26 protein-coding genes are annotated in these 22,420 nt (G+C 62.1%); 14 read left to right on the forward strand and 12 right to left on the reverse strand.

The window, feature by feature from the left end:
* Nucleotides 1–15: 15 nt before the first annotated feature.
* Nucleotides 16–918, reverse strand: coding sequence for a phytanoyl-CoA dioxygenase family protein (locus tag KR52_RS11355; RefSeq protein WP_038555981.1), 903 nt, complete (start codon nt 916–918; stop codon nt 16–18).
* A 65-nt stretch (nt 919–983) separates the two neighbouring features.
* Nucleotides 984–1,919, reverse strand: coding sequence for a GTPase Era (gene era / locus KR52_RS11360; RefSeq protein WP_038555984.1), 936 nt, complete (start codon nt 1,917–1,919; stop codon nt 984–986).
* A 74-nt stretch (nt 1,920–1,993) separates the two neighbouring features.
* Here era and KR52_RS11365 point away from each other — a divergent pair, with 74 nt between their 5' ends.
* Complete coding sequence (locus KR52_RS11365) at nt 1,994–2,515, forward strand: hypothetical protein (protein ID WP_038555986.1); 522 nt, start codon at nt 1,994–1,996, stop codon at nt 2,513–2,515.
* Between the two features lie 58 nt (nt 2,516–2,573).
* Here KR52_RS11365 and KR52_RS11370 read toward each other — a convergent pair whose 3' ends face one another.
* From KR52_RS11370 to KR52_RS11390, 5 genes are all read right to left on the reverse strand, one after another.
* Complete coding sequence (locus KR52_RS11370) at nt 2,574–3,305, reverse strand: Bax inhibitor-1 family protein (protein ID WP_038555989.1); 732 nt, start codon at nt 3,303–3,305, stop codon at nt 2,574–2,576.
* Between the two features lie 68 nt (nt 3,306–3,373).
* Nucleotides 3,374–4,369, reverse strand: coding sequence for a PhoH family protein (locus KR52_RS11375; protein ID WP_038555992.1), 996 nt, complete (start codon nt 4,367–4,369; stop codon nt 3,374–3,376).
* An 8-nt stretch (nt 4,370–4,377) separates the two neighbouring features.
* Entirely contained in the window at nt 4,378–4,764 is a 387-nt protein-coding gene (rpsP, locus tag KR52_RS11380) for a 30S ribosomal protein S16 (RefSeq protein ID WP_038555995.1), read from the reverse strand.
* 79 nt (nt 4,765–4,843) lie between these two features.
* Nucleotides 4,844–6,331 carry a signal recognition particle protein gene (gene ffh / locus KR52_RS11385; protein WP_038555998.1) on the reverse strand — a complete coding sequence of 496 codons (1,488 nt, stop codon included), beginning with the start codon at nt 6,329–6,331 and terminating at the stop codon, nt 4,844–4,846.
* Nucleotides 6,332–6,412: 81 nt separating this feature from the next.
* Nucleotides 6,413–8,383: an ARC6/PARC6 family protein gene (locus tag KR52_RS11390; protein ID WP_038556001.1), complete on the reverse strand. Its 1,971-nt coding sequence runs from the start codon at nt 8,381–8,383 to the stop codon at nt 6,413–6,415.
* A gap of 101 nt (nt 8,384–8,484) precedes the next feature.
* Between KR52_RS11390 and pdhA the strand changes: the two genes are divergently transcribed.
* Nucleotides 8,485–9,570 carry a pyruvate dehydrogenase (acetyl-transferring) E1 component subunit alpha gene (pdhA, locus tag KR52_RS11395; protein WP_038557300.1) on the forward strand — a complete coding sequence of 362 codons (1,086 nt, stop codon included), beginning with the start codon at nt 8,485–8,487 and terminating at the stop codon, nt 9,568–9,570.
* 45 nt (nt 9,571–9,615) lie between these two features.
* Here pdhA and KR52_RS11400 read toward each other — a convergent pair whose 3' ends face one another.
* Entirely contained in the window at nt 9,616–10,554 is a 939-nt protein-coding gene (locus tag KR52_RS11400) for an RpoD/SigA family RNA polymerase sigma factor (RefSeq protein WP_038556004.1), read from the reverse strand.
* Nucleotides 10,555–10,732: 178 nt separating this feature from the next.
* Nucleotides 10,733–12,256, reverse strand: coding sequence for an NAD(P)H-hydrate dehydratase (locus tag KR52_RS11405; protein WP_038556007.1), 1,524 nt, complete (start codon nt 12,254–12,256; stop codon nt 10,733–10,735).
* Nucleotides 12,257–12,307: 51 nt separating this feature from the next.
* Here KR52_RS11405 and mnmA point away from each other — a divergent pair, with 51 nt between their 5' ends.
* Complete coding sequence (gene mnmA / locus KR52_RS11410; RefSeq protein ID WP_038556010.1) at nt 12,308–13,459, forward strand: tRNA 2-thiouridine(34) synthase MnmA; 1,152 nt, start codon at nt 12,308–12,310, stop codon at nt 13,457–13,459.
* On the opposite strand, the gene KR52_RS11415 is transcribed toward mnmA, so the two are convergent.
* Nucleotides 13,411–14,826, reverse strand: coding sequence for an apolipoprotein N-acyltransferase (locus KR52_RS11415; protein ID WP_038556013.1), 1,416 nt, complete (start codon nt 14,824–14,826; stop codon nt 13,411–13,413). The two genes, mnmA and KR52_RS11415, sit on opposite strands and share 49 nt — an antisense overlap.
* Before the next feature lie 53 nt (nt 14,827–14,879).
* Between KR52_RS11415 and KR52_RS11420 the strand changes: the two genes are divergently transcribed.
* From KR52_RS11420 to sodX, 4 genes are read left to right on the forward strand one after another with little or no spacing between them, the layout of a single operon-like run.
* Entirely contained in the window at nt 14,880–15,209 is a 330-nt protein-coding gene (locus KR52_RS11420; protein WP_006850663.1) for a phasin family protein, read from the forward strand.
* A 51-nt stretch (nt 15,210–15,260) separates the two neighbouring features.
* Nucleotides 15,261–15,860: an FKBP-type peptidyl-prolyl cis-trans isomerase gene (locus tag KR52_RS11425; protein ID WP_038556016.1), complete on the forward strand. Its 600-nt coding sequence runs from the start codon at nt 15,261–15,263 to the stop codon at nt 15,858–15,860.
* Between the two features lie 42 nt (nt 15,861–15,902).
* Nucleotides 15,903–16,376: a superoxide dismutase, Ni gene (sodN, locus tag KR52_RS11430; RefSeq protein ID WP_038556019.1), complete on the forward strand. Its 474-nt coding sequence runs from the start codon at nt 15,903–15,905 to the stop codon at nt 16,374–16,376.
* A 50-nt stretch (nt 16,377–16,426) separates the two neighbouring features.
* Entirely contained in the window at nt 16,427–16,759 is a 333-nt protein-coding gene (gene sodX / locus KR52_RS11435) for a nickel-type superoxide dismutase maturation protease (protein WP_038556021.1), read from the forward strand.
* On the opposite strand, the gene KR52_RS11440 is transcribed toward sodX, so the two are convergent.
* On the reverse strand, nt 16,742–17,410 hold the full coding sequence (locus KR52_RS11440) for a hypothetical protein (RefSeq protein ID WP_038556024.1): 669 nt from the start codon (nt 17,408–17,410) through the stop codon (nt 16,742–16,744). The two genes, sodX and KR52_RS11440, sit on opposite strands and share 18 nt — an antisense overlap.
* Nucleotides 17,411–17,495: 85 nt before the next feature.
* Here KR52_RS11440 and KR52_RS11445 point away from each other — a divergent pair, with 85 nt between their 5' ends.
* Genes KR52_RS11445 through KR52_RS11475 form a run of 7 tightly spaced genes read left to right on the forward strand, consistent with a single transcriptional unit; the run spans nt 17,496 to nt 21,511 of the window.
* Nucleotides 17,496–17,858 (forward strand): NADH-quinone oxidoreductase subunit K, encoded by a 363-nt coding sequence (locus tag KR52_RS11445; protein ID WP_051834360.1) that lies wholly within the window; start codon nt 17,496–17,498, stop codon nt 17,856–17,858.
* The gene (locus KR52_RS11450) at nt 17,855–19,369 is read left to right on the forward strand and encodes a proton-conducting transporter membrane subunit (RefSeq protein ID WP_038556027.1); all 1,515 of its coding nucleotides are present in this window, start codon (nt 17,855–17,857) and stop codon (nt 19,367–19,369) included. The genes KR52_RS11445 and KR52_RS11450 overlap by 4 nt, the downstream gene beginning before the upstream one ends.
* Nucleotides 19,366–19,755, forward strand: a complete 390-nt coding sequence (locus KR52_RS11455) for a hypothetical protein (RefSeq protein WP_038556030.1) — start codon at nt 19,366–19,368, stop codon at nt 19,753–19,755. Before KR52_RS11450 ends, KR52_RS11455 begins: the two co-directional genes overlap by 4 nt.
* A 1-nt stretch (nt 19,756) precedes the next feature.
* Nucleotides 19,757–20,011, forward strand: a complete 255-nt coding sequence (locus KR52_RS11460) for a hypothetical protein (protein WP_038556033.1) — start codon at nt 19,757–19,759, stop codon at nt 20,009–20,011.
* Complete coding sequence (locus KR52_RS11465) at nt 20,008–20,328, forward strand: monovalent cation/H(+) antiporter subunit G (RefSeq protein WP_253912397.1); 321 nt, start codon at nt 20,008–20,010, stop codon at nt 20,326–20,328. The genes KR52_RS11460 and KR52_RS11465 overlap by 4 nt, the downstream gene beginning before the upstream one ends.
* A complete protein-coding gene (locus KR52_RS11470; protein WP_051834361.1) occupies nt 20,325–20,831 on the forward strand; it encodes a hydrogenase subunit MbhD domain-containing protein in 507 nt (168 codons plus the stop codon). Before KR52_RS11465 ends, KR52_RS11470 begins: the two co-directional genes overlap by 4 nt.
* Nucleotides 20,828–21,511, forward strand: a complete 684-nt coding sequence (locus KR52_RS11475; RefSeq protein WP_253912398.1) for an MnhB domain-containing protein — start codon at nt 20,828–20,830, stop codon at nt 21,509–21,511. Before KR52_RS11470 ends, KR52_RS11475 begins: the two co-directional genes overlap by 4 nt.
* On the opposite strand, the gene trpC is transcribed toward KR52_RS11475, so the two are convergent.
* Nucleotides 21,508–22,392, reverse strand: a complete 885-nt coding sequence (gene trpC, locus KR52_RS11480; protein ID WP_038556036.1) for an indole-3-glycerol phosphate synthase TrpC — start codon at nt 22,390–22,392, stop codon at nt 21,508–21,510. The two genes, KR52_RS11475 and trpC, sit on opposite strands and share 4 nt — an antisense overlap.
* Between the last annotated feature and the right edge of the window lie 28 nt (nt 22,393–22,420).

Genomic DNA, 22,420 nt, shown 5'->3' on the forward strand with positions numbered 1-22,420 from the left:
ATCCTCTCAGCCGGATCACCAGCTAATGGGAAGAAAGGGATAGGGGCGGTTCCAGCCGTAAAGGGCCAACCGCTGCTGACCCTGGACAGCAGCACCACGACGGTGAAAGCCGAACACATCCGCCAGCACCAGGGTGTTGGCCGGGCAGGTGAGCGCGACAGGTTTGGGCAGCCCCAGCTCGGCCAGGGCCTCTTCTCTGATTCGGAACGACCCGGACACATCAGGCTGCCGCCGCTGTTCGGCAGCCGCGCTGGCCGTGGTCTGCTCCCAACGCAGGCGAGAGGGATCAAGACGATGGCTGCCCGGCACGTATTCGAAGGGTCCGTCCTGGCGTTGCACCGGCCGCAGAAAAAACCAGAACTTCAGAGCACGAAAGAACGTGTCGCGGTGCAGCACCTTCTGCAGATCCGGCGTGCGGGTCTCCTCGCCATGCACCGTGAGATAGATGTCCAGCTTGCGCGGATTCATCGGCAAGCCGATGACCTGGCGCGATCCAGCACTGAGGCGCTGGTCATGGGAGAAGGCTGCGGCCCGAGGCATGTGCTCAGGATCGATGTGCAGAAAGCGGTTGAGGGTTCCACCGTCGAAACGGTCAAAGCCTCCAGGGAAGGGTTGTTTCGGACGAAAGCCAGGCCTGGTGTTGTCCGCTACTGGATGCAGGCGTGAGGCACGAGCCACCACGGCCTCCACCTCGTCGCGCAAGGCCTCAAACTCCGACTGCGGCAGAAAGTTCTCCAGCGCCACAAAGCCGTCGCGCTCCAGGCTGGCCAGTTGAGCCGGGCGCAGCAGCCGTCTCCAGAGGCACAGCGTCTCGGCCAGCTGAACCCGGCGTCGATGCAGCTGCCAGCGTCGGTTCAGATCCGGGTGACCGACCCAGGGATCCCGAAAGCTCTTGGTACGCGTCAGCAGCGAAAGCATGAACGCGACATTACGTGCTCATCCCACATCGAAAGGGACTTGCACAAATTCAGTGGGACGGGCGTTCAGTGATCCCCCGTGTAACCCAGCTCCGCCAAGCGGGCGGGTTTGCTGCGCCAATCCGGCACCACCTTCACGAACAGCTCCAAATACACCGGGCCATCGATCAGCATCTGCATCTGCAGCCGCGCCCCCTGGCCGATCGTCTTGAGCATCGCCCCGCCTTTACCGATCAGGATTCCCTTCTGACTTTTGCGTTCCACCAGCACCGTGGCCAGAACGGCTGTCCGCCCCGTCCCTTTGCCCTTCGCCGGCAACTCTTCAACGCGATCAATAGTGACGGCGACGCTGTGGGGCACCTCCTCCCGCGTTTGCAGCAGGACCTGCTCGCGAATGAGTTCCCCGAGCAACACCCGCTCCGGTTGATCACTCACCATCTCGGGTGGATACAACTGAGGCCCCAGGGGCAACTGAGCCGCCATCGCTGCTGTGAGCTCCGCGCAACCCTCACCTGACAGGGCGCTGCAGTGGTGCACCGGCCAGTTCGTCTCCTGCAGCAGGGCGGCATAGGCCTCTTCCGCTTCAGAGCGGTGTTCCTCCGCCAGCTTGTCCCACTTGTTCAGGGCCACCAGCACCGGCAGGGACTGCTGCTGCAGCAGATTCACGATGAAGGCATCACCGCGCCCCGGGCGCTCGCACCCCTCCAACAGCAACACCACCAGGTCCACTTCACCGATGGCGCTGCGCGCACTCTTCACCAGCCGTTCCCCCAGCAAGTGATGGGGTTTGTGGATGCCAGGCGTGTCCACCAGCACCATCTGGGCCACCTCCGTGGTGAGGATGGCCCGCAGGCGGTTGCGGGTGGTCTGGGCCACGGGCGATGTGATCGCCACCTTCTCCCCCACCAGCTGATTCACCAGGGTGGATTTGCCCACGTTCGGGCGACCGATCAGTGCGATGAAGCCAGAGCGGTAATCCTCTGGCAGAGGAGTTGCATGCATGCTCTAAGTTTGCGCCGCCGTTGAATCGACCCTTGGATCAACCCATAGCCTGAGGGCAGGAATTGGACAGGTCCATGGCGGATCAGCAGCCCACCTTCCAGCAGGCCATGGAAATCACAGCGGCCTGGCTGCAGCAGTGGGACAACGAGGAGATCAGCGATGAGGTGCTGGCCGACCGCATCGGTGAAATGGTGGCCAGCCGCGATGGTGCCAGGGGATTTTTCGTGGTGAGCCTGGCTGGCGAGAGCGTGCTGATGGATCGTTTGCCCGATGCCGTCGTGGGTCAGCTGCGCGGCGCCGGTGCTGGAGTTGTGGATCTGAGCGTTCGCAATCTGGCCATGAGCACTGCCATGGCCGTGCATCACCGGCGCACGGGAGATGAGGTGCAGCAGGCCGGCTCGGAGCGGGTCAGCAGCCGCTGCATTGAACTGCTCAGGCTGCTGGAACCAGCGGAGGTGAAGGAACGTCTGGAGCAACTGCTGGCCGCAGCCCTCGACAACCGCGGTGAAGACGTCGCCTTTCTGGAGAAGTGGGGTTACGACGCCGAGCAGAAACAAGCCATTGGAGACAGCGTCTATACCGTGGCCGAGGGCTGAGTCATAAAAAAGCCCCGGACAAGCCGGGGCGAGGGTTCATTCGATGGCGTTGGAAGCGTCAGTCGCGACGACCACCACCATTGAGCACGATGATCAGCCGCAGGATGAAGATAAACAGGTTGATGTAGGTGAGGTACATGCTCAGGGCACCTGCCAGGTATTGATCATCCCTGTAGGAGCGGGGCATCGTATAAAAGTCGACGAAGGCGGCACCCACAAACAGCACCGTGCCGAAGCCGGCGATCATCAGCTCAAAGCTGGTGCCATGGAACATGGCTGGAGCAAAGATGCCGCCGATGAACTGAACGACCATCGCCAAGATCAGGCCGATCAGACCAAGACCAACCACGCCGGAGAGCGCCTGACCAACGGAATCGCTCATGCGACGGCCGACAAAGGAGGCAATCACAAACGTGATGCCCGTGGCCAGGGCAGCTGTGCCAACCGCGCCGACACCGGCAACGGCTCCAGCGAGGGCCACGAGACCACTGAGGGTAAAGCCAGTGATCAGGCTGTAGATCGACAACAGCGGCAGCGCTGTGGCGTTGTTGCCCTTCATCGCAACGTTCTGGGCGACGAAGAACAACACAAGGTTGCCGATCACAGCCACCCAGAACAGGGGCATGAAGATGGGAGTGGCCATCATCGAGAGACCACCGATCACCCCGATTGAGGTGAGCACCATGCCGCCACCGACGTAGGGCAGCGCCTTATTGACAACGTTGGGGCCGACGAGGGCGCTGGATTGCGCCTCGCGAATCGCCTCTTGGAAATTACTGCTTGCTGGCATGTCGACCAGGTCACCAAAGACTCAACACATCCTGCCAGCGGTGACAAGGGACTGGGGTGTGGATCTCCCTATCGACGTTGAACTTTGGGCGTTTTGCGTTCATCCCGGCGGGCATAGGCCTCCACCACCCGCTGCACGAGGGGGTGGCGCACCACATCTGCGGCGGTGAGGCGGCAGACAGCGACTCCTTCCACGCCCTCCAACACCTCGGACGCCTCCACCAAACCGCTCTGCACGGTGGAGGGAAGATCGACCTGGGTGGTGTCACCGGTCACGACCATTCGCGAACGCTCTCCCAGACGGGTGAGCACCATGCGCATCTGGGCTGGCGTGGTGTTCTGGGCCTCATCCAGGATCACGAAGGCATCACTGAGGGTTCGGCCCCGCATGTAGGCCAGGGGAGCGACCTCAATCACCCCTTTCTCCAACAGCACAGTGGTTTTCTCGGCGCCGAGGAGGGAATGCAAAGCGTCGTAGAGCGGACGCAGATAGGGGTCCACCTTCTGCTGCAGGTCGCCCGGCAGGAAACCAAGGCGCTCCCCAGCTTCAACAGCCGGCCGGGTGAGAATCAGACGCTCCACCTTGCGTTCGGTGAGCATCCGAACCGCCAGAACGGTGGCCAGAAAGGTTTTTCCGGTACCGGCAGGACCGAGGGCAAAGGTGAGGTCGTGACGCTCCATGGCGTCCACGTATTTCTTTTGGCGCAGGGTGCGCGGGCGCAGCAGGTTGCCCTTCTGGCTCTTCGCCAACACCTGCTCGCCCATGGCGGCGTGGTCATCGCCGCGGCCGGTGTTGAGCGCTCCCAGCGCCGACTGGAGGTCCACCGGTGACACCGACTGGCCGTCCTGCCAGATCGGGCGCACCAATTCCACAACCGCAGCAGCCCTCTCAATCTGCGTTGGCCGCCCGGTGATCACCAGTTGAAGACCCCGCAACACCATGGAGGCTCCTGTGAGAGCTTCCAGGCGATGCAGAGTTGTTTCCGCTTCACCGGCCAGGGCCAGTGCAGCATCAGGATCAGGCAGGTCGAGAACGAAACGGCCGCGTTCGCCGTCGTCAGACACCGGAATAATCAGCCCTCGGTGGATTCGGATTCTGCGGAATCAGAAGCCTCAGCTTCTGCAGCCTTGGCCTCGGCAGCCTCCTTGGCGGCTTGCTTGGCATCAGCTTCACGCTTGGCCGCTTGCTTGGCCTTGCCGACGGTCTCTGCAGGCCGCACGGTCTTTTCCAGAAGACCGCCGCGCTCGAGCAGCGTGCGAACCACATCGGTGGGTTGGGCACCCTGACCCAGACGCTCACGGATGGCCTCGGTGTCGAGGCGTGTTTCCTTCGTCCGCGGGTTGTAGAAGCCCAGCTCCTGCAGGGGACGACCGTCCCGACGTGAGGTGCTGTTGCAGGCCACGAGGCGGAAGCTCGCTTCCCGCTTTTTGCCAAACCGCTTCAGGCGGAGCTTGATCATCGTGGCCCTGGAATGAAGGAAAAGAGGAGGTCCGGCGACGCCCAAAGGCCCGCCAAACAACCACCATACCGTTCCGCCCTCACAGCTCCCCGAAGCCCTTCTTCTTCTTGGCGGGTCGCTGCCGCTTCGGTGGTCCACCGCGACCGGGACGACCTCCACCTCCGGGCATGCCTCCCATTCCAGGCATTCCTGGCATTCCGCCCATGCCCGGCATGCCACCCATTCCGGGCATACCTCCCATCCCAGGCATCCCGCCCATGCCAGGCATGTTGCCCTGGCTCATCTGCTGCATGAAGCCACGCATTTTCTGGAAGTCGGCCAGCACCTTGTCCACATCTGAGGCCTGATGGCCGCTGCCGCTGGCAATCCGGCGACGCCTTGAGGGTTGACTCGCCAGCAGATCGGGATTTTCCCGCTCCTGCTGGGTCATCGAACCGATCATCGCCTCGATGCGCTTGAGCTGTTGCTCCCCCTGCTTGAGCATGCCGTCATCGATCTTGTTCATGCCCGGGATCATTTTCATCAGACCCCCCAGCGAGCCCATGCGCTTGATCAGGCGCATCTGCTTCACGAAGTCCGAGAAGTCAAACGTCGCCTCCTGCAGCTTCTTCTGCATCTTTTCGACGTCGGCGAGTTCGACCTCCTTCTGGGCCTTCTCCACCAGCGTGAGCACATCACCCATGCCGAGGATGCGACTGGCCATCCTTTCGGGATGGAAGGGCTGCAGGGCCTCAACCTTCTCTCCGGTGCCGATGAACTTGATCGGCTGACCGCTCACCTTGCGGATTGAGAGGGCGGCACCGCCACGGGAATCACCATCCAGCTTGGTGAGCACCGCACCGGTGATGCCCACCTGGTCGTGGAACGCACGGGTGAGCTCGGCCGCTTCCTGCCCAATCATCGAATCCACCACCAGCAGCACCTCATCGGGCTGCACAGCGGTGCGGATCCGCACCATCTCCTCCATCATCTCGGTGTCGATCTGGAGGCGACCGGCGGTGTCGACCAGGAGCGTGTCGAATCCTTCCGCCTTGGCCTTGGCCAGACCAGCGGCCGCAATGTCTTCCGGCTTGGCCTCAGCCCCAAGGCTGAACACCTCCACATCAATCTGAGCACCGAGCGTTTTCAGCTGCTCGATGGCCGCTGGTCGATAGACGTCGGCACCCACCATCAGGGCACGCCGCCCCTGATCCTTGAGGTGGAGGCCCAACTTGGCCGTCGCGGTGGTTTTACCGGCACCCTGCAGGCCGGCCATCAGCACGACGGTGGGAGCTTCAGCCGCCTTGGCCAGAGGTGCGTTCCCGCCCCCCATGACCTCCACCAGCTGTTCATGGACCACCTGGATGAACTTCTGATCCGGGCTGACCCCGCGCACCACTTCAGCGCCAACGGCTTTGTCGCGGACCTCAGCCACGAACTCCTTGACAACCGGCAGGCTCACGTCGGCTTCAAGCAAGGCCCGACGGACGTCCTTCAGGGCTCCATCGACGTTGGTCTCGCTGATGCTGTCCTGGCCCCGCAGCCCCTTGACCGCATCCTCAAAACGGGCTGAAAGCTCGTCGAACATCTGCGTCACGCCCCTGGATCAATGAAGTGATCGTAAAAAGCGACGGTCACGCAATCGGGTCAAGCAACTCAGCCGAGCCACTCAGGAGCCAGGGATGTAGTCATGCAAACGCCATTGGGTCCCATCTCTACCGAGCACATAGGTCACGCTGAGATCACGGGGTGCTGTCTCGTCGATCACGGCACCATCCGCACCCTGGAGCCGATCGCTGTAGGCCACCTGGGCCCGCAGTTCAATTCTCAGCGGTTTGCGATCCACCACCTCGATGCTGGTGATGGAGGCATCAATGGATTTGGATCGCCCTGCGGAGGCATCGGCGGCCCGTTCTCGCTCCACGCGCTTCACGAGAGGTTCCCTGGCGACAACGGATAGATCTGCAGGCTGGCCGGACAGTGCCAAAGCCTTGGCATCCAACCATCCCTGCACCAAGGCCTGCAGCTCGGCTTCGGTCGGAGCATCACTCACCAGCGGTTCTGAAGGAGCGGAAGGCTGAAGGTCGGGCTTCAGACTCGCGACAGGATCGTTGGCCGGCGATGGAGAAGAAGTATCGGCCTCCACGTTCTCTTCAACCTCAGTCGGCTCCGAAGCCTGTTGAGATGTCGTCTCCAGCATCAACGGCGCAGGAGTCCAGTTGCGTCGTAGGAGAGCAAGACCGCCCAAAACGATGCCAACCAAAGCGAGGGTCGCAGCAGCGGGCCGAACCCAGCGTTGCTGCCACAGCGGCGTCGGAACCTCCGCATCTTCGGAAGCGGAATCTGATGGATCCAGTGAATCCAGCTCGAAGGACGAGTCGGTGGATGCAGCAGCAACTTCCGGCCAGGCCAGGGGGACCTCTTCGGCAGGGATCCGACGCGAAGCCTTGCGGTCAAGACGATCGACGTAACTCTGCACGTCACGGTCAGCAAACCAGGCATCCAGATCAGCGACCGATGCGTCGACATCGCGGTATCCCGGGAGGACATCGCGTTCAAGCCAGGATCGGCAGTATTCGCATTGGGCAGCGAGCCGATCGCCAGGATGGTTCAGGAACCAGGCCTGCAACTGGGCATCACGCAGAAGGGTGAAATGCCGCTCCGCATCCTTGACATTGCCCAGCAACAGATCCAGGCAACCCAGCAGAGGCATGGGGTCGAGGTCAGCATTGGCGAGCGTTTGCATCCGCCCGCGCGCCTGCTCCAGAAATTCGGGCTTACGGCGCGAGAAACCGGCGGCGGTCAGCGCCAAAACTGTCAGGAAACCCGCGTCATCGGCGCCTCCTTCAAACCAGCGACTGAACAGATCAATCTGCTCTTGAACCGTCAGAAAGCTGCGGATCTGGTGAAAGAACGATTCGAAGTCGTCCTGACTGAGGCTCCCTGGCTGATGGCCATCAACGGCGGCGGCCTCCAACCCACCACGAGCAGTCACCAACTCGTCAAGCAGTGTCAACCCACGTTGGTGGGCGTCCTGATCACCAAGGTCACGGCTGAGCAGATCAAGAATCCGGAAAGGGATGAGCGCCTGTAACGCCTCCTCGAGCAGGCGCTGCTGATCGGGAAGCTTTCCCATCCGCTGCTGAAGCTGGATGCCGTCGATCAAAAGTTGAGCGGCCGACTCATATCGCCGTTGGTCCTGTTCCTCCAGCGCAGCATCGCGGCAAGCCAGAGCGGCCAGCAGGGTTAAATCCGCTTCACGTCCGCTGCCAAGGGCCGGAGCCTGAGGAGGCTGAAGCCCCTGCCGAGCCAGCTGAAACGCCTCAACAGCTCCATGGGCCTCCCACAGCAGAATCAATCCAGCCACTTCACTGCTGGAGGGGAGATCGAGCCCCACCGTTCCATTTGGGTGAGATTCACTCAGACGAATCAAAGCGGATTCGTAGTCAGCCCTGTCCGTGGGATCGGTCAGCAGATCAGCGGAGCGACGCAGAAGTTCAGCCCTCCGGAGCAGCGCCTCGTGGGTGAATCCCTGGTCCGGCGGACTGTCACAGCGGCTTTGCAACCGACGCAAGATTGCTTCTGGCTCTGCCGATGGACTGACGCCCAGGAGTCGGAAATGATCGATCGGCAGATCCAACAGCAGTGCTGCGAAGAGACGCGGATCTTAGTCAGTGTCAGGGGTTTTGCCCATCGCTCATCGGTTGGCCCTTAAAGTCGTTTGCAATCCATTTGTTGGACATGGGTCAGGACCTCGCTGTCGATTCCGCTCCGATTGGCACTGCGACTGCTGGTCCCCATGCCGAACGGCTTTCCAAACTGGTCACAGCACAACGGGCCACCGTTGACCGGGACACGGGCCTTGAGCTTTACAGGGACATGACCCTGGGCCGGCGCTTCGAGGACAAATGCGCCGAGATGTACTACCGGGGCAAGATGTTTGGCTTCGTGCACCTCTACAACGGTCAGGAAGCCGTCAGCACCGGTGTGATCGGTGCCATGAAGCGCCAGCACGACTGGTTCTGCAGCACCTACCGCGACCACGTCCATGCTCTGAGCGCTGGCGTACCGGCCCGTGAGGTCATGAGCGAGCTGTTCGGCAAGGAGACCGGTTGCAGCAAAGGACGAGGAGGGTCGATGCACCTGTTCTCCAAGGAGCATCATCTGCTTGGCGGCTTTGCCTTCATTGCCGAAGGAATTCCCGTGGCGCTCGGATCCGCCTTCACCAGCCGCTACAAACGCGACGCCCTCGGAGATGCCTCCAGCAACGCCGTGACAGCAGCGTTCTTTGGCGATGGAACCTGCAACAACGGTCAGTTCTTCGAATGCATGAACATGGCCCAGCTGTGGAAGCTGCCGATCATCTTTGTGGTCGAGAACAACAAATGGGCCATCGGCATGGCCCACGACCGGGCCACCAGTGACCCGGAGATCTGGCGCAAGGCCAGCTCCTTCGGCATGGCCGGCGAAGAGGTGGACGGTATGGACGTTCTGGCCGTGCGTGCTGCGGCCCAGCGCGCCGTAGAGCGAGCCAGGGCTGGAGAAGGGCCGACCTTGCTGGAGTGCCTGACCTATCGCTTCCGCGGTCATTCCCTGGCGGACCCGGACGAGCTGAGGGCTGAGGAAGAAAAGCAGTTCTGGGCCAAGCGTGATCCCCTCAAAGGGCTGGAGCGGGACCTGACCGAATCGGGTCTGGTGAACAGCGATGAACTGCGGGCAATCGAAAAGGACATCGACGGCATCGTTCAGGACTGCGTTGATTTCGCCCTCTCTGCACCCGAGCCGGACCCCGCAGAACTCACCCGCTACATCTGGGCGGAAGACTGATTCAGCTGAACTGGATTTGTTGGAGCCATCGTCTTCCGAGGCGGCTCAGATGCCGCTGGGAAGACGACGGGTGAGGTTGCGGAGCTTCCGCAGCGCCTTGAGCTCAACCTGACGCACCCGCTCTCGGGACACCTCCATGAGTCGTCCGATCTCGGCAAGCGTGTGGCGTTCGTTGCCCTCAAGCCCGAAACGCATGCGAAGAACATGCTGCTCCTGTTCGCTGAGATGGCTCAACCAGCGTCCCAGTTGTTCATGGTGAATCCGCTGCTCCACGATGTCGAGGGGTTCATCGAGGGACGAATCGGCGATCAAATCGCCAAGGAAGCTGCGCCCCTCCTCACCGTTGACTGGAGCATCCAGGCTGCTGGTGGTCAGGGCCTGGCGGAGCAGTGAATCCAATTCATCAAGCGGAATGTCCATGGCTTCAGCGATCTCCACACGGCTGGGCATGGCTCCGAGCTTGTGGGCGAGATCGAGGCTGACCTTGCGAATGGTGGTGAGCCGTTCACTCAGATGGACGGGCAATCGAATCGTGCGCGACTGACAGGCAATGGCGCGCGTCATGCTCTGGCGAATCCACCAGAAGGCATAGGTGGAAAACTTGTAACCCCTGGTTGGATCGAATTTCTCAACAGCCCGTTCCAACCCGAGAGATCCCTCCTGAATCAGGTCGAGCAACTCCAGACCCTTTCCCTGATATTTCTTGGCAACGCTCACCACGAGACGGAGATTGGCCTTCATCATCCGCTCTTTGGCGCGGCGACCGATCCTCAGAAGGCGGCGCTGCGCTGTTGTGAGTTCCCCATCCTCAAACTCACGCGAGCCGTCCTCAGTGAGAGCCATCATCGCCTGGACCTGATTGCCCAGTTCGATTTCTTCCGCTGCTGTAAGCAGAGGAATTCTGCCAATGGTGGCGAGGTACCAGCTGACGGGATCGCTGCTGCGCCGGCGTTGCGTCTCCAGCGGCTTGGAAGCTGTGGACACCTTGGGTGCTGCAAAAGTGAATTGACTTTCCTACGAACAGAAAGAATGTCGAAGTGTTTTCAGCAACCCTTCAGATTTAGGACAGCAAACCGCAACATTACATATTGCCGAAAGATTTGAAACCAAGGAAAACTCACTTGGCACCTGCAAGCCGAGACGATCAAAACGACTCATTTGTTCAGACTTCGTTGAACATCGTTGTTTGCTTTTTCTGACATCGCGCTGTATTGATTTTCAAACAATCCGCAATCGTTGAAGCATCACTGGAGCGAGCACGAGCTGCCGCCAATCCATGCAAAGCCGTGGCGGCAGAAAAGCTTTCCAGCCCTGGCTCCTCCTGCGCGGCAACAGCCTGGGCACCCCAGCCGGTGGCAAAACCGGCCAGCAGGTCGCCCAGGCCGGTGCGGGCCACCCGAGGGGTCGTGCCTGTCAGCACCACCGCCGCACCCGATGGATCCGCCAGCACCGAATGCGCTCCCTTCAGCAAAATGCAGCAACGACTGCAGCGGGCCGCGGAAATCGCCTTCTCCAGCGCATCACCCGCACCACAGTCTGGAAACAACCGCGCAAACTCGGCCGCATGGGGCGTCAGCCAAGTCGGTCCCTGCCGTTGCAACAACCAACGCCATCCCTCAGGGCTTGCCGCCAAACCATTGATGCCATCGGCATCGAGCACCAGCAAACCAGCAACGCTGAGCATCTGCTCTGACCATCGGTTCCACCAATGGGTGGGCTCCCCCAGCCCGGGCCCGACCAACACCGCATCCAGCCGCTCTGGAATCACCCCGTCCTCCAGTTGCATCACCTCCGGCAACATCTGCCACAAGCTGGATTGAAGACGGGGCGGCACAACGGCTTGAACGCACCCGCAGCCACTGGCCATGGCCCCCCGCAGCGCCAGATGTGCTGCGCCGGGGTAACGATCACTGCCCGCCACCACCAGGCAGCGGCCCCGTTCGTACTTCATCGCTGTGGGCGGCAGCGATGGTAACGGGGCCGAGCAGGCCTCGCTCACCGGCAGGCGGCGCGGCAGAACCGCCGCAGCGTTGCCCATCACCGCAGGCGGCAACCCCAGATCCATCCGCACCAGCGCACCAACCCAGGGACGGGCCGGATCCAGACACAGCCCGCGCTTCAACCAGCCGGCGCTGAGGGTGACCGAAGCACAGGCCGCCTGCTCACCCAACACCGTTCCATGGTCGGAACAAAGGCCCGAGGGCACATCCAGGCTGATCAACGCCCCAGGCCGCAGCTGTTGACGGCGCCGGAACAGATCCGCCAACGAGGCAGGCAGCGGCCGGCTCTGGCCGAGCCCGAAGACCGCATCCAGCCACAGGGCGGCTCCGCCGGGGTCGGGCTCGTCAGCCAGGCGCCGCAGACCAAGCCACTCCCCATGGCGCAGATGCTCTTCAGTGAGGGGCTTGCGAAGCGAAAGGGGACACCAAAGAGAGACATCAACTCCCGCCAGGTGCAATTCTCGCGCCACCACGAGACCATCGCCACCGTTGTGGCCCGGCCCCACCAGAACCACCACACCACGCCACAGCAGATCCCGGCGTGCCAGCAGCCAAGCCGCCATGACCAGCCCCACCTTCTCCATCAAGGCGGCGACGGGCATTCCGCTGTTGAACAACCTCTGTTCCGCGGCACCCATGGACGCGGCATCCACCAGCAGGTGATTGGAATCAGCGGGAGGCCACACCAGTGGGAGGTTGCCGGGACCTCACTATGGAGAGAACTCCCTGTGCCGCCCATGGCCGTCGGATCCACCACAACCCGCGCTGGAGAGGCTGCTCTTGAGCGGCTCCGGCACTGGCCCGGTGAGCATCGCGTGGCCGTTGGTCTCTCCGGCGGCGTCGACAGTTCCCTGACGGCGGCACTGCTGGTGGAAGCGGGCTGGCAGGTGGAAGGCCTGACGCTCTGGCTGATGAGCGGGAAAGGGGCCTGTTGTGCGGAGGGGCTGGTGGATGCGGCCGGAATCTGTGAACAGCTCGGCATTCCCCACCACGTGGTGGACACGCGGGAGACCTTCCGACAGGAGATCGTGCAACGGCTGGTGGATGGCTATCGCGATGGGATCACGCCATTGCCCTGCTCCCAGTGCAATCGATCGGTGAAGTTCGGACCGATGCTCGATTGGGCTCTGCAGGAGCGCAAGCTGCCCCGCATCGCCACCGGCCACTACGCCCGGATCCGTCATGGCGGCGATCGAGGGCGACATCAGCTGCTGCGGGGCCTCGACACCCGCAAGGACCAGAGCTATTTCCTCTACGACCTGCCCCAGGAGGTTCTCGGGCGCATCGTTTTTCCCTTGGGGGAGCTGACCAAACCCGACACGCGGCTCGAAGCCGCCCGACACGGTCTGCGCACCGCAGAAAAACCGGAGAGTCAGGATCTTTGCCTGGCCGACCACCACGGATCGATGCGGGCCTTCCTGGATGCCTATCTGCCACCGCGGCAGGGGGAAATCGTGCTGGCCGATGGAACCGTTGTGGGCGAGCACGACGGCATCGAACACTTCACCATCGGTCAGCGCAAAGGGCTCGGTGTGGCCTGGCGCGAGCCCCTTCACGTCATCCGTCTGGATGCTGCAATGAATCGGGTGGTCGTGGCACCCCGGGCCGAGGCCGGCCGAAACAGCTGCGTGGTGGGCGCGGTGAACTGGGTCTCGATTGACCCGATCGAGGCGCCGCGAACCATTGAGGTGCAGGTGCGCTACCGCAGTACACCGGTGCGTGCGGAGCTTTCACCCCTTCCGGCCATCGAGGCCGATCAGCAGCGGGAGCGGCCCCACCGCTGCCGTCTCAGCTTTGAGGAGGAGCAGTTCTCGATCACACCAGGCCAGGCGGCGGTGTTCTACGACGGTGAAACCGTTCTGGGTGGGGGGCTGATCCAACGGGAATAGGGCGTGACGCGCTGGCGGACCTGAACGACGGCCTCGGCGACCCCCGGGGCTTCAGGCGCTAACAACCTCTGCACCGTCCCATTGGCCGAAATCAGCGCCGTGGGGCCCGTGTTGCCAACGCTGAGCAGATCCCGTCCTGTCTCGATGGCCCGTAACTGCGCCAGAGCCAGAAACTGCTCCTGCAACTGGAGCGGGTAGGGGTCGAGATTGGCGATGGCCAGGAGCCAGGTCGCTCCATCCGCAGCGGCGCGGGCCAGAGCCAGGCCATCGGCGATCTCGTAGCAGATCGCCACGGCAGCCGGCGGCTCCAGCACCGCCATCGTTCTCGGGGCCGGACCGGGGGACAGTCCCCCCACCGCAGACAGTCCCGCCGTCAGCCCGGCAGGCAAGGGTGGCATCCATTCCCCGATCGGCACGAGACGGTGCTTGTCAGCAAGAGGAACGGGAAACCAGTCGGGCGGCTCGTACAGCACCAAAGAACTGCGTTGCTGACCCCGCACCCAACGGAATCCGCCACTGATCAGAGGAACGGCTGGAGCTTCGGCCGGCAGCTGAAAACGCGCCGGCAGCGCTCCCTCCGGAGCCACCACAGCAGCCGGATTGTTGGGCTCCAGCTGACGCATCGCCTCCACCAGAGCCATTGGAAGCGCCTGTTGACGCTCCAGATCGAATTTTTCTCGGGTGGGAACGGCGGGTTGCCAGACCCCCAGAGCAACGGAGCCGACCGGCGGCGGCGGCGCCGACAACAGCCAGCTGCCCAAACCATGGGCCAGAAGCACACTGGCCAATCCGAGCAGGCCCCAGCGACGCCAGGCAGCGGGTTGCTCGAACAGCGCCAGCAGGCAGCAGCCCCAGCACAACTGCAGCCATGTCAGCCCTCCGGAACCGAACCAGCGGGCTAATCCCGCCAGGGGACGGTCCCAGGGCAGGGTGGTGTCGCCGACGCCGATCCAGAACAGCGGCGAACCCGAAAGCACCAGTTCGGCAAGGGCCCAGACCCCGGCCAGCAACATCAGCCGCACTGGACGCGGCCAGTGATGAGGCAACCGCCACGCCAGCACAGACCATCCGGCCAGAAGCAGAGCGGCAAGGCTCCCGCAGGCCAGCCAGAGGGCCAGGGCCACAGGCAGGCTGAGCCAGGCGGGGACGCCCATCCAGGTGAGGGGGTGCAGGGCCAGCAGCCAACGGTGACTGATCAAAACGGCCAGCAGTCCCCAGCCCGCCGACCAACGGGGTCGTTCAGCCACGGACCAGAGCAGCGCCAGGGCGGGGACCATCAACAATGGCCCGCCCAGGGATGGAGCTGTGCCCGCCAGGACGCCTCCGAGCAGGGCGCGCGTTCCGGCCTGCAGTTGGTGATTGCCCATGGTCAGCAGTCCCGGCCGAGGTCATCCTGGATCGGACCCGCCCACCTCTCACCATGGATGCCGCGAATCCTCTCCAGCAACTGCTGCTCCGCGGCCTGGGGACGACCACCCTTGTTGCGGAACGTCTGCGCGGCGTCACCCAGAACTGGGTGAGCAGTGGCCGGCTTGATCCAAACGAAGCCTCTGCTCTGGTGGATGACGTGCTCAAAGCCCTCCGCGGTGAAACCCCCGAACTGGAGCAGCAGATGGGGCGCAACTTGGAACGGAACCGCGACAACCTCCTCCAGGACTTTGGCGTTCCCAGCCAGAAGGAAGTGGATGAGCTGCGCGGTCGCATTGATCGGCTTGAACAACAGCTGCGGCAGATGAACCGGCCGGAATGAACGCCGCTGAAGCAGAGCGGAGGTCAGAATCGAGACAACAGAAGCCCTTCCGTGCGCGACATCATCATCAGCACAACGGTCTGCGTGGCCTGCCTGCTCCTGGCCCTGGTCAGCCAGATCGTGGCCCCCTCCACCGTTGCCGCAGCCCCCGTCCGGCCCGCTGCCGTGCGCACCGAGGCTTCCAAACCCCAGAAGGCGTTGAGCTTCGAACTCGACCCTGACGACCCCAACCCGACCCTTTTCGCCATGGCCAACGATTCGAATCGCGCCGATGCCTCGGCCCTCGGCGGCCCCCTCGATGCCCCTGACACCAGCATCACCGCCAGTGGCCTGAAAATCACCGAGCTGGAGGTGGGCAGCGGCGACGAAGCCACTCCGGGCCAGACAGTGGTGGTGCATTACCGCGGAACCCTTGAAAACGGCAAGCAATTCGACGCCAGTTATGACCGGGGCACACCTTTCAGCTTTCCCCTCGGCGCTGGCCGCGTGATCAAAGGTTGGGATGAAGGAGTGGCTGGGATGAAAGTCGGCGGCAAGCGCAAGCTGGTGATCCCGTCGGACCTGGCTTACGGATCCCGGGGCGCCGGTGGCGTGATTCCCCCCAATGCAACCTTGATCTTTGAGGTGGAATTGCTCGACGTGAAGAAGTAGGCGGAAGCTAGGCTCAAACCAAGCCAATTCCGCTCTGAACCGATGCTGCGCTCGGCCCTTTCCGCCCTTGCATCTGCCCTCCCTGCCCCCGTGGCAGAAGCCCATTGTGACGGTCCTTGTGGCGTGTACGACCCGGCTTCCGCTCGCGTGGCAGCCGAAGCCGTGCTGTCGATGACCAAAAAGCTGAAGGCGATGGAAGCTCCCGCCGCTGGTGACGCTGCTGCGCTGGCCGCTTACAACAACACCTTCGGCCGCTACGTGGCCATCAAGGAAGAGGAAGCACAGAAGACCAAGAAAGAGCTGTTGATCCTCTGGACCGACTACTTCAAGCCCGATCACCTGGCCACCTTCCCCGACCTGCACGACACCTTCTGGAAAGCAGCCAAACTCTGCAGCGCCTGCAAGGTGAACATCGATCAGGCCAAGGCCGAGGAACTGATGGCCGCCGTTGAGAAAATCCACGGCATGTTCTGGCAGTCCAAGGGCCGTTCCGACGCCTGGGTCACCGCATCCTGAGTTCGAACAGAACCAACCACCCCATCGCAGCAGCAGGTCTTCGCGACCTGTTGCTGCTTTTTTGTGGCCGACGGCTGCTGCTGCGCATCGAAGGACGATCGATGCAACCCACCCTTGAACCCGGAGACCGGGTTCTGGTCAGACGACTGGGACGGAAGCCCGCGCCCGGACTGGGATCCGTGGTCGTGACCTGGCATCCACAGCACAGCACGCTGCGCCTGATCAAGCGCCTGAGCCGAATGGACAGCAACGGGCTTTGGTTGCTCGGAGACAATCCCGCCGAAAGCACCGACAGCCGCCAACTCGGAGCGGTGCCAACCAACCTGTTGATTGGCGAGGTGGTGGGCCGGCTCCCGCTCGGGGAATCAGAACAAGGCCGGTGAAGTCTTCTGAAGCCAGATGGCACCGGTAATGATCGAGAGAGCACCTGTACCGCCCACGAGGAAGGGCATCAGCCGGGCACCGCTGCGGAGGGTCAGAAACGAGACCACCGAGACAACGGCCACCATGGCGCCGATGGACCCAAGCAGGTAAGCCAAGAGGTAGCCCACAGCCGCATGGGGCGGCAGGGCCAAAGCAGGAATCACCGCTAGCAGGTGACTGGCCCCCGCCAGACCATGCAGCAGGCCCAGGCCCGAGGAGGCATGAACGTGGCGACGGTGGTTACTGGCGCCACGCACATGCAGATGAAGATGACGGTGCTCCGCGGCACCGTCGTGGCGGTGCTCATGGGTGTGCAGTTCCAGCCCGAAGGCGGTGCGCACCGCCAGGGCGCCCACCACCAGCAGGGCCACACCCACGAAAAATTCCGCCCAGGACGACATGGCCTCCACATGGGCCAGGTCTTTGAGGCCGATGGCGATCAACGCCAGAACCACAACCCCGGCGGAGTGGCCAGCACCCCAGGCCAGGGCATGACGAAAGGCGGCCAGGGGCTTGTTCAGGGAGAAAGGCGCCATGGCCACCAGGTGATCAGCACCACCCACCACATGAACAGCCCCGGCTGCAACTCCGGTCAAAACGCTAATCAGCACAAAGAACCGCCTGAATGTCGCAATTCTACATCAGCAGTCCTAAGGGAGGTCGAGGCATACGATCCCAAAGGAACAGGAGACGGTGATGCAGCTGTCACCCCTTGCACCGATCAGTTCGGCGGTGATCACCGTGCTGATCGGTTTGAGCGGATTCGCACTGCGACGACGTCTGCTTTCCAAACTCTTTGCCATCGATGTCGCTGCGACTGGCGTGGTGACCTTGTTTGTGTTGGTGGCCTCCAGAACCGGCCTTGGATCACCAATCATTGTTGACCCTCAGGATGTTGCTTCGTCGATCGCGGATCCCTTTCCCCAGGCGGTGATTCTCACGGCGATTGTGATCGGCTTCTCAGTGGAAGCCTTGGCTTTGGTGCTGCTTCGGCACATGGCCCGCACGCATCCACTCCTGCGCGTTGATGACTTCGACAACGAGACCGCTGGACCATGACCGTGAACAGCGTGGTGATCGGATGGCTGCTGCTGCCGGCCATCGCCGGCTTCGCAGCTGCCTTGAGCCCAAGGCTGGGACGCCCATTGTTGTGGGTGATCCCCCTTCTGAGCCTGGGCGTCGCCTTCAGTTTTTTGGGGCCCAACGCGGCTCTTCTGCCCCTCAGCCTCAGCACGAGCCCAGCCGTCAGCCTCCAACTGGAGACACAGCAACTTCCGTTTCTCGTGCTCAATGCATTGGTGCTGCTCGCCATCGTCCTGCAGCAACCACGGCAACACGACCACGATCAATTTCGACCTGTTTTGCTGCTCGTGCTGCATGGTGCACTCAACACGATTGACCTTGCAGCTGATCTGGTCAGCATCTATGTCGCGATCGAATTGATCTCGATTGTGAGCTTTCTGCTGATGGTGGATCTCAACCATCGCGCCAGCCTTTGGGTGGCCTTTCGCTATCTCACGTTGGGTGATCTGGCGATGTTGCTGTTCTTGCTTGGGGTTTTGGTGGTCTATTCCACAACAGGATCCTTCGCCATGGATGCGGCAGCGAGGGCCCCCGACGTTGCCATCCTGTTGCTTCTGGTTGGTCTGCTGATCAAGTCAGAAGCCTTTCTGCCGGGGTTTTGGCTGCCCAAGACCCATGCCGTCATCTCCACTGAAAATTCAGCCCTGCTCTCGGGCTGCGTGGTGACTGCCGGGATCGCGCCCCTCAGCAGACTCGGCCTGATCAACGCCAATGCCGCTCAACTGATGCTCATTTTGGGACTGCTGAGTGTTGTGCTCGGAGGCGTCGCGGCCCTCGTGCAAAACGATCTCAAACGTCTTCTCGCCTGGAGCACGGTGTCGCAGATGGGATTTGCGCTTCTGCTGCCCACAGTGGCCAGTCTCTATGCCTTGGCCCATGGCCTGGGCAAGGCCGCTCTCTTTCTTGCTGTCGGCGAACTCCCTGCTCGCTCGATCCGCGCCCTTCAACAGCAACGGATCATCGGGCGCCTCGGTTGGCCGATGCTGCTTGCCAGCCTCTCGTTGATCGGCCTCCCCCTCAGTTTGGGCTATGGCGCCAAGACCGCACTCGTTCAACTCCTGCCCATGCCACTCGCCACAGTGGTGGGGTGGCTTGGCATCATCACCGCCCTTGTTCTCGTCAAGCTCCTGCCCGACCGCGGGGCGCTGTCACCCACGGAACGCCCAAGCAGTGGTCAGCCGGGCTCCGGCCTTAAAGGGACAGACGGATCCATCAAGGTGCGAGGAATCTGGTTGCTGTGCATCGCCCTCTTTGTTCTCCCCGTGGCGCTGCATCAGCCCCTCTCCCTCAGCGCTGCTTCAGTCCTGAAGCTGGCGTTGATGCTGGGTGTGGCAGTTCTGGGAGAACGTCTGATCCGGCCGGCACTCAGAGGCTGGACACCACCGGATCTGGAAAATTTCAAATCCATCGTGCTGGCCATCGGCATCACCTTGCTGGTGGGGACGACCATCAACAGCACCATCTCCACGGGAGCGGTCGTGCCATGAAACGAACAACACCCCCCCTCCAGATCGCCGCAACGTTGGCGGCCTGGCTCATGCTCACCGCCAGCCTGACCACCCTCAACTTTCTGATCGGTTTAGGCATTGCTCTGCTCCTGCCGCCATTAACACTCGGCAAAACCAAGCGCAGCAATCTGATCGCCATGCTGCAACTGGTTCCCTCGACGGCATGTCAAGGCATTCGAGAAGGCCTCACTCTGCCGCTCCGAGGGCTCCGAAGTCGACCTGATGTCCGCGAGGATCCGTGGCCCCTTTGGGCCAAGCATGATCCCTTGCTGCGGTTCAGCTGGTTGGTGATGGTCTCATTCACCCCAAAGACCTTGGTTTTGGCAGCCAACGCGGACACCGTGCACACCCACCTGGAAACGTGACATGACGCCAACGGAACTTGCCCTTGATTTGATGGAACTGGCCGCGCTGCTCGCAACGCTGGCTCTCGTCTTGACCCGTTGCCGGATGTCGCGGATCGCCTGCTTGGGCAGCCTGTCCGTTCGACTGTCATGCATCCTTCTGGTGCTCTCCGTCATCCGGGATGACTGGATGCTCGGACTGGTCGCTGTGGTCAGCCTCATCAGCGGCGATGCCGGACTGGTTCTACTGGCCCGCTGGGCGGGAGAGAAGCCATGAACGCCATTCTTCCCACCATTGCCTGGTGTCTGATTGGGCTCGGGATTGTGCTCTGGTTCTGGGGAACGCTTCCCCTGTTCTTGCGTCGCTCAATCTTCTTTCGGCTTCATGCCCTCACCGTTGCCGACACCATTGGCTCCCTTCTGATCGTGGTTGGCCTTCTGTTGCTGCGCAGCCGTGAGTGGCCCTTGCTGCTGCTCAGTCTTGTCAGCCTGGTGCTGTGGAATTCCACCTTCAGCATTGTTTTGAGTCGATTGGCCGCAGAGGACGCCACCGATCCTGAAACCGGTGTTCTCAAGGAGGAAGCCGTCCGATGACTCCCAGCTATGTGCTTCCGCCCCTGGTGGGCATTCCCCTGATTGGCCTGGCCCTCGTGCGTTGCAGCGATCCCTGGAAGGCCCTCGTCTTGCGGAGCAGCTTGGGCAGCTTCGCTGCTTTGCTCTTCGCCACATACGGCGCTGTTGATGTGGCTGTGACCGAAGCCCTGGTGGGCACCCTGCTGTCGACGCTCCTCTACACCGTTGCCATCAAAAGCACCACCACATTCCGCCTCCTCCAAGATCCCCAAGCCTCGATGGCCCCTGCGCAAGAGCAGAGGCTCAGACAGCTCCTGTCCATGGTGGGGCTGCGTCTCGAGCTCATTGGAATCGCCCCGTCCAAAGCAACTGGAGACCTTCATGCAGCCTTCATCCACAACGAAGAGAACCAACCCACCGTTCTCATGCGACATCCCTCGTTGCTGACCGAGCTCACCGCCTGTGACGCTGATGCGGTCAGGGAGATGAATCTGATTCTCGATCCCTCGCTGAGAAGCCCTTGAGCGCTTCACTCATGCCTCTACTCGCCCTCCTCGGCCTGCTGATCACGCTGGCCAGAACAGCGATCGGGCTCGTGCAAGGGATGGAGGAGGTCGTTCCTGCACCCCTCTCCGTGCATGCACTGGTGGATCAGTTCGGCGTTCCCAATCTGGTCACACCCATCGTTCTGGATCTCAGGCTTTACGACACATTGGGCGAGGTCATTGTTTTCACGTTGGCCTCAATGGGCGTGCATCACTTGCTGAGCAGCGAGGATGCAGAGCACGATCTCAAACCAGCCGAAGACGAAGCGGCTGTGGTGCTCTTCCGTCTCGGTGCCATCCTCAACACATTGATCGCCGTTGAACTCGCTGTGCGAGGGCACTTAAGTCCAGGGGGTGGATTTGCCGCTGGCGTGGCAGGCGGAACGGCACTGGCTCTTGTGCTTTTGTTCGGAGGCTCCGCTGAGGCAACGGGGGCTTATCGCAGGATTCATGCCAAGACGCTTGAAGAAAGCGCTGTGCTGATGTTCATACTGCTGAGCCTGGTGCTGCTGGAAGGCTTCAATCTCCCGGTGGGCGAGTACGGAGCCGTTCTCAGTGGAGGCCTACTTCCCATCCTCAATGTGCTGGTTGGCCTGAAGGTGACGCTGGGGTCCTGGGGAATGATCCAGCAATTCCTCACCACCAACCAGCTGCATTAACCGTTGATCAATCGAAGCAGACCCGCTTCAACATCCGGTTGCCGCATCAGGGCTTCCCCCACCAGCACCGCGCCTGCACCGGCGGCCAGAACCCGATCGAGATCAGTCCGGAGGAACAGACCCGACTCACTCACAACCAAGGCCCCCTGCTGCTTCAACCGGTCATTGAAGTCGTTGAGCAGGTGCTCGGTCGTGGCCAGATCCGTCTCGAAGCTGGTGAGATCGCGATTGTTGATCCCGATCAAGGGGAACCCGCCAATGCTGAGCACCCTCTCCATTTCAGTGGCATCGTGCACTTCCACCAAAACGGTGAACCCGAGAGCCGCTGCCGCTTTGTTGAGGTAACGAAGGTCCTGATCCGAAAGGATGGCAGCGATCAGCAGCACCGCATCAGCGCCGGCCGCCCGGGCCTGAAACAGCTGGTACGGGCTCAGCACAAACTCCTTGCAGAGCAGCGGAAGGTCAACGGCCTTGCGGACCTCCACCAAGACATCGAACCCCCCCTGAAAAAAAGTCTTATCAGTCAGCACCGACAGGCAACTTGCGCCGCCTGCGGCGTAGGCCTTGGCAATCGCCACCGGGTCGAAATCCTCTCGGATCACCCCTTTGCTGGGGCTGGCTTTTTTGACCTCAGCAATCACCGCCGGTTGGTGAGCGGACGCCTGAAGCGCCCCCAGAAAATCCTTGGTGGGGGGAAGCTTGGCAATCTGCTGCTTCAGGTTGTCGAGGGGAACCTTGTCGCGGGCCGCATCGATCTCACGGTCTTTTTCCCAGACAATCTTCTCGAGGATGTGACGCGGTTCCTCCTCGTCGTGGGGCACCGCATATTCGAGATGGGCCACCCGCACCTTGGGGTTGGGGGGACGACGGCGGATCTCCATGGATGAGGGAAAAGACTGGAACGAAAAA

Source organism: Synechococcus sp. KORDI-52 (assembly GCF_000737595.1).
Lineage (GTDB): Bacteria > Cyanobacteriota > Cyanobacteriia > PCC-6307 > Cyanobiaceae > Parasynechococcus.

What these genes read in the sequence shown, in the direction of transcription:
- trpC (WP_038556036.1), bottom strand. Translation starts at nt 22,392, where the DNA reads ATGGAGATCCGCCGTCGTCCCCCCAACCCCAAGGTGCGGGTGGCCCAT.
- KR52_RS11445 (WP_051834360.1), top strand. Translation starts at nt 17,496, where the DNA reads ATGCAGCTGTCACCCCTTGCACCGATCAGTTCGGCGGTGATCACCGTG.
- KR52_RS11450 (WP_038556027.1), top strand. Translation starts at nt 17,855, where the DNA reads ATGACCGTGAACAGCGTGGTGATCGGATGGCTGCTGCTGCCGGCCATC.
- KR52_RS11370 (WP_038555989.1), bottom strand. Translation starts at nt 3,305, where the DNA reads ATGCCAGCAAGCAGTAATTTCCAAGAGGCGATTCGCGAGGCGCAATCC.
- era (WP_038555984.1), bottom strand. Translation starts at nt 1,919, where the DNA reads ATGCATGCAACTCCTCTGCCAGAGGATTACCGCTCTGGCTTCATCGCA.
- KR52_RS11455 (WP_038556030.1), top strand. Translation starts at nt 19,366, where the DNA reads ATGAAACGAACAACACCCCCCCTCCAGATCGCCGCAACGTTGGCGGCC.
- KR52_RS11355 (WP_038555981.1), bottom strand. Translation starts at nt 918, where the DNA reads ATGCTTTCGCTGCTGACGCGTACCAAGAGCTTTCGGGATCCCTGGGTC.
- KR52_RS11415 (WP_038556013.1), bottom strand. Translation starts at nt 14,826, where the DNA reads ATGGGCAATCACCAACTGCAGGCCGGAACGCGCGCCCTGCTCGGAGGC.
- mnmA (WP_038556010.1), top strand. Translation starts at nt 12,308, where the DNA reads ATGGCCGTCGGATCCACCACAACCCGCGCTGGAGAGGCTGCTCTTGAG.
- KR52_RS11465 (WP_253912397.1), top strand. Translation starts at nt 20,008, where the DNA reads ATGAACGCCATTCTTCCCACCATTGCCTGGTGTCTGATTGGGCTCGGG.
- rpsP (WP_038555995.1), bottom strand. Translation starts at nt 4,764, where the DNA reads ATGATCAAGCTCCGCCTGAAGCGGTTTGGCAAAAAGCGGGAAGCGAGC.
- KR52_RS11470 (WP_051834361.1), top strand. Translation starts at nt 20,325, where the DNA reads ATGACTCCCAGCTATGTGCTTCCGCCCCTGGTGGGCATTCCCCTGATT.
- KR52_RS11365 (WP_038555986.1), top strand. Translation starts at nt 1,994, where the DNA reads ATGGCGGATCAGCAGCCCACCTTCCAGCAGGCCATGGAAATCACAGCG.
- ffh (WP_038555998.1), bottom strand. Translation starts at nt 6,331, where the DNA reads ATGTTCGACGAGCTTTCAGCCCGTTTTGAGGATGCGGTCAAGGGGCTG.
- KR52_RS11460 (WP_038556033.1), top strand. Translation starts at nt 19,757, where the DNA reads ATGACGCCAACGGAACTTGCCCTTGATTTGATGGAACTGGCCGCGCTG.
- sodN (WP_038556019.1), top strand. Translation starts at nt 15,903, where the DNA reads ATGCTGCGCTCGGCCCTTTCCGCCCTTGCATCTGCCCTCCCTGCCCCC.
- KR52_RS11420 (WP_006850663.1), top strand. Translation starts at nt 14,880, where the DNA reads ATGGATGCCGCGAATCCTCTCCAGCAACTGCTGCTCCGCGGCCTGGGG.
- pdhA (WP_038557300.1), top strand. Translation starts at nt 8,485, where the DNA reads ATGGGTCAGGACCTCGCTGTCGATTCCGCTCCGATTGGCACTGCGACT.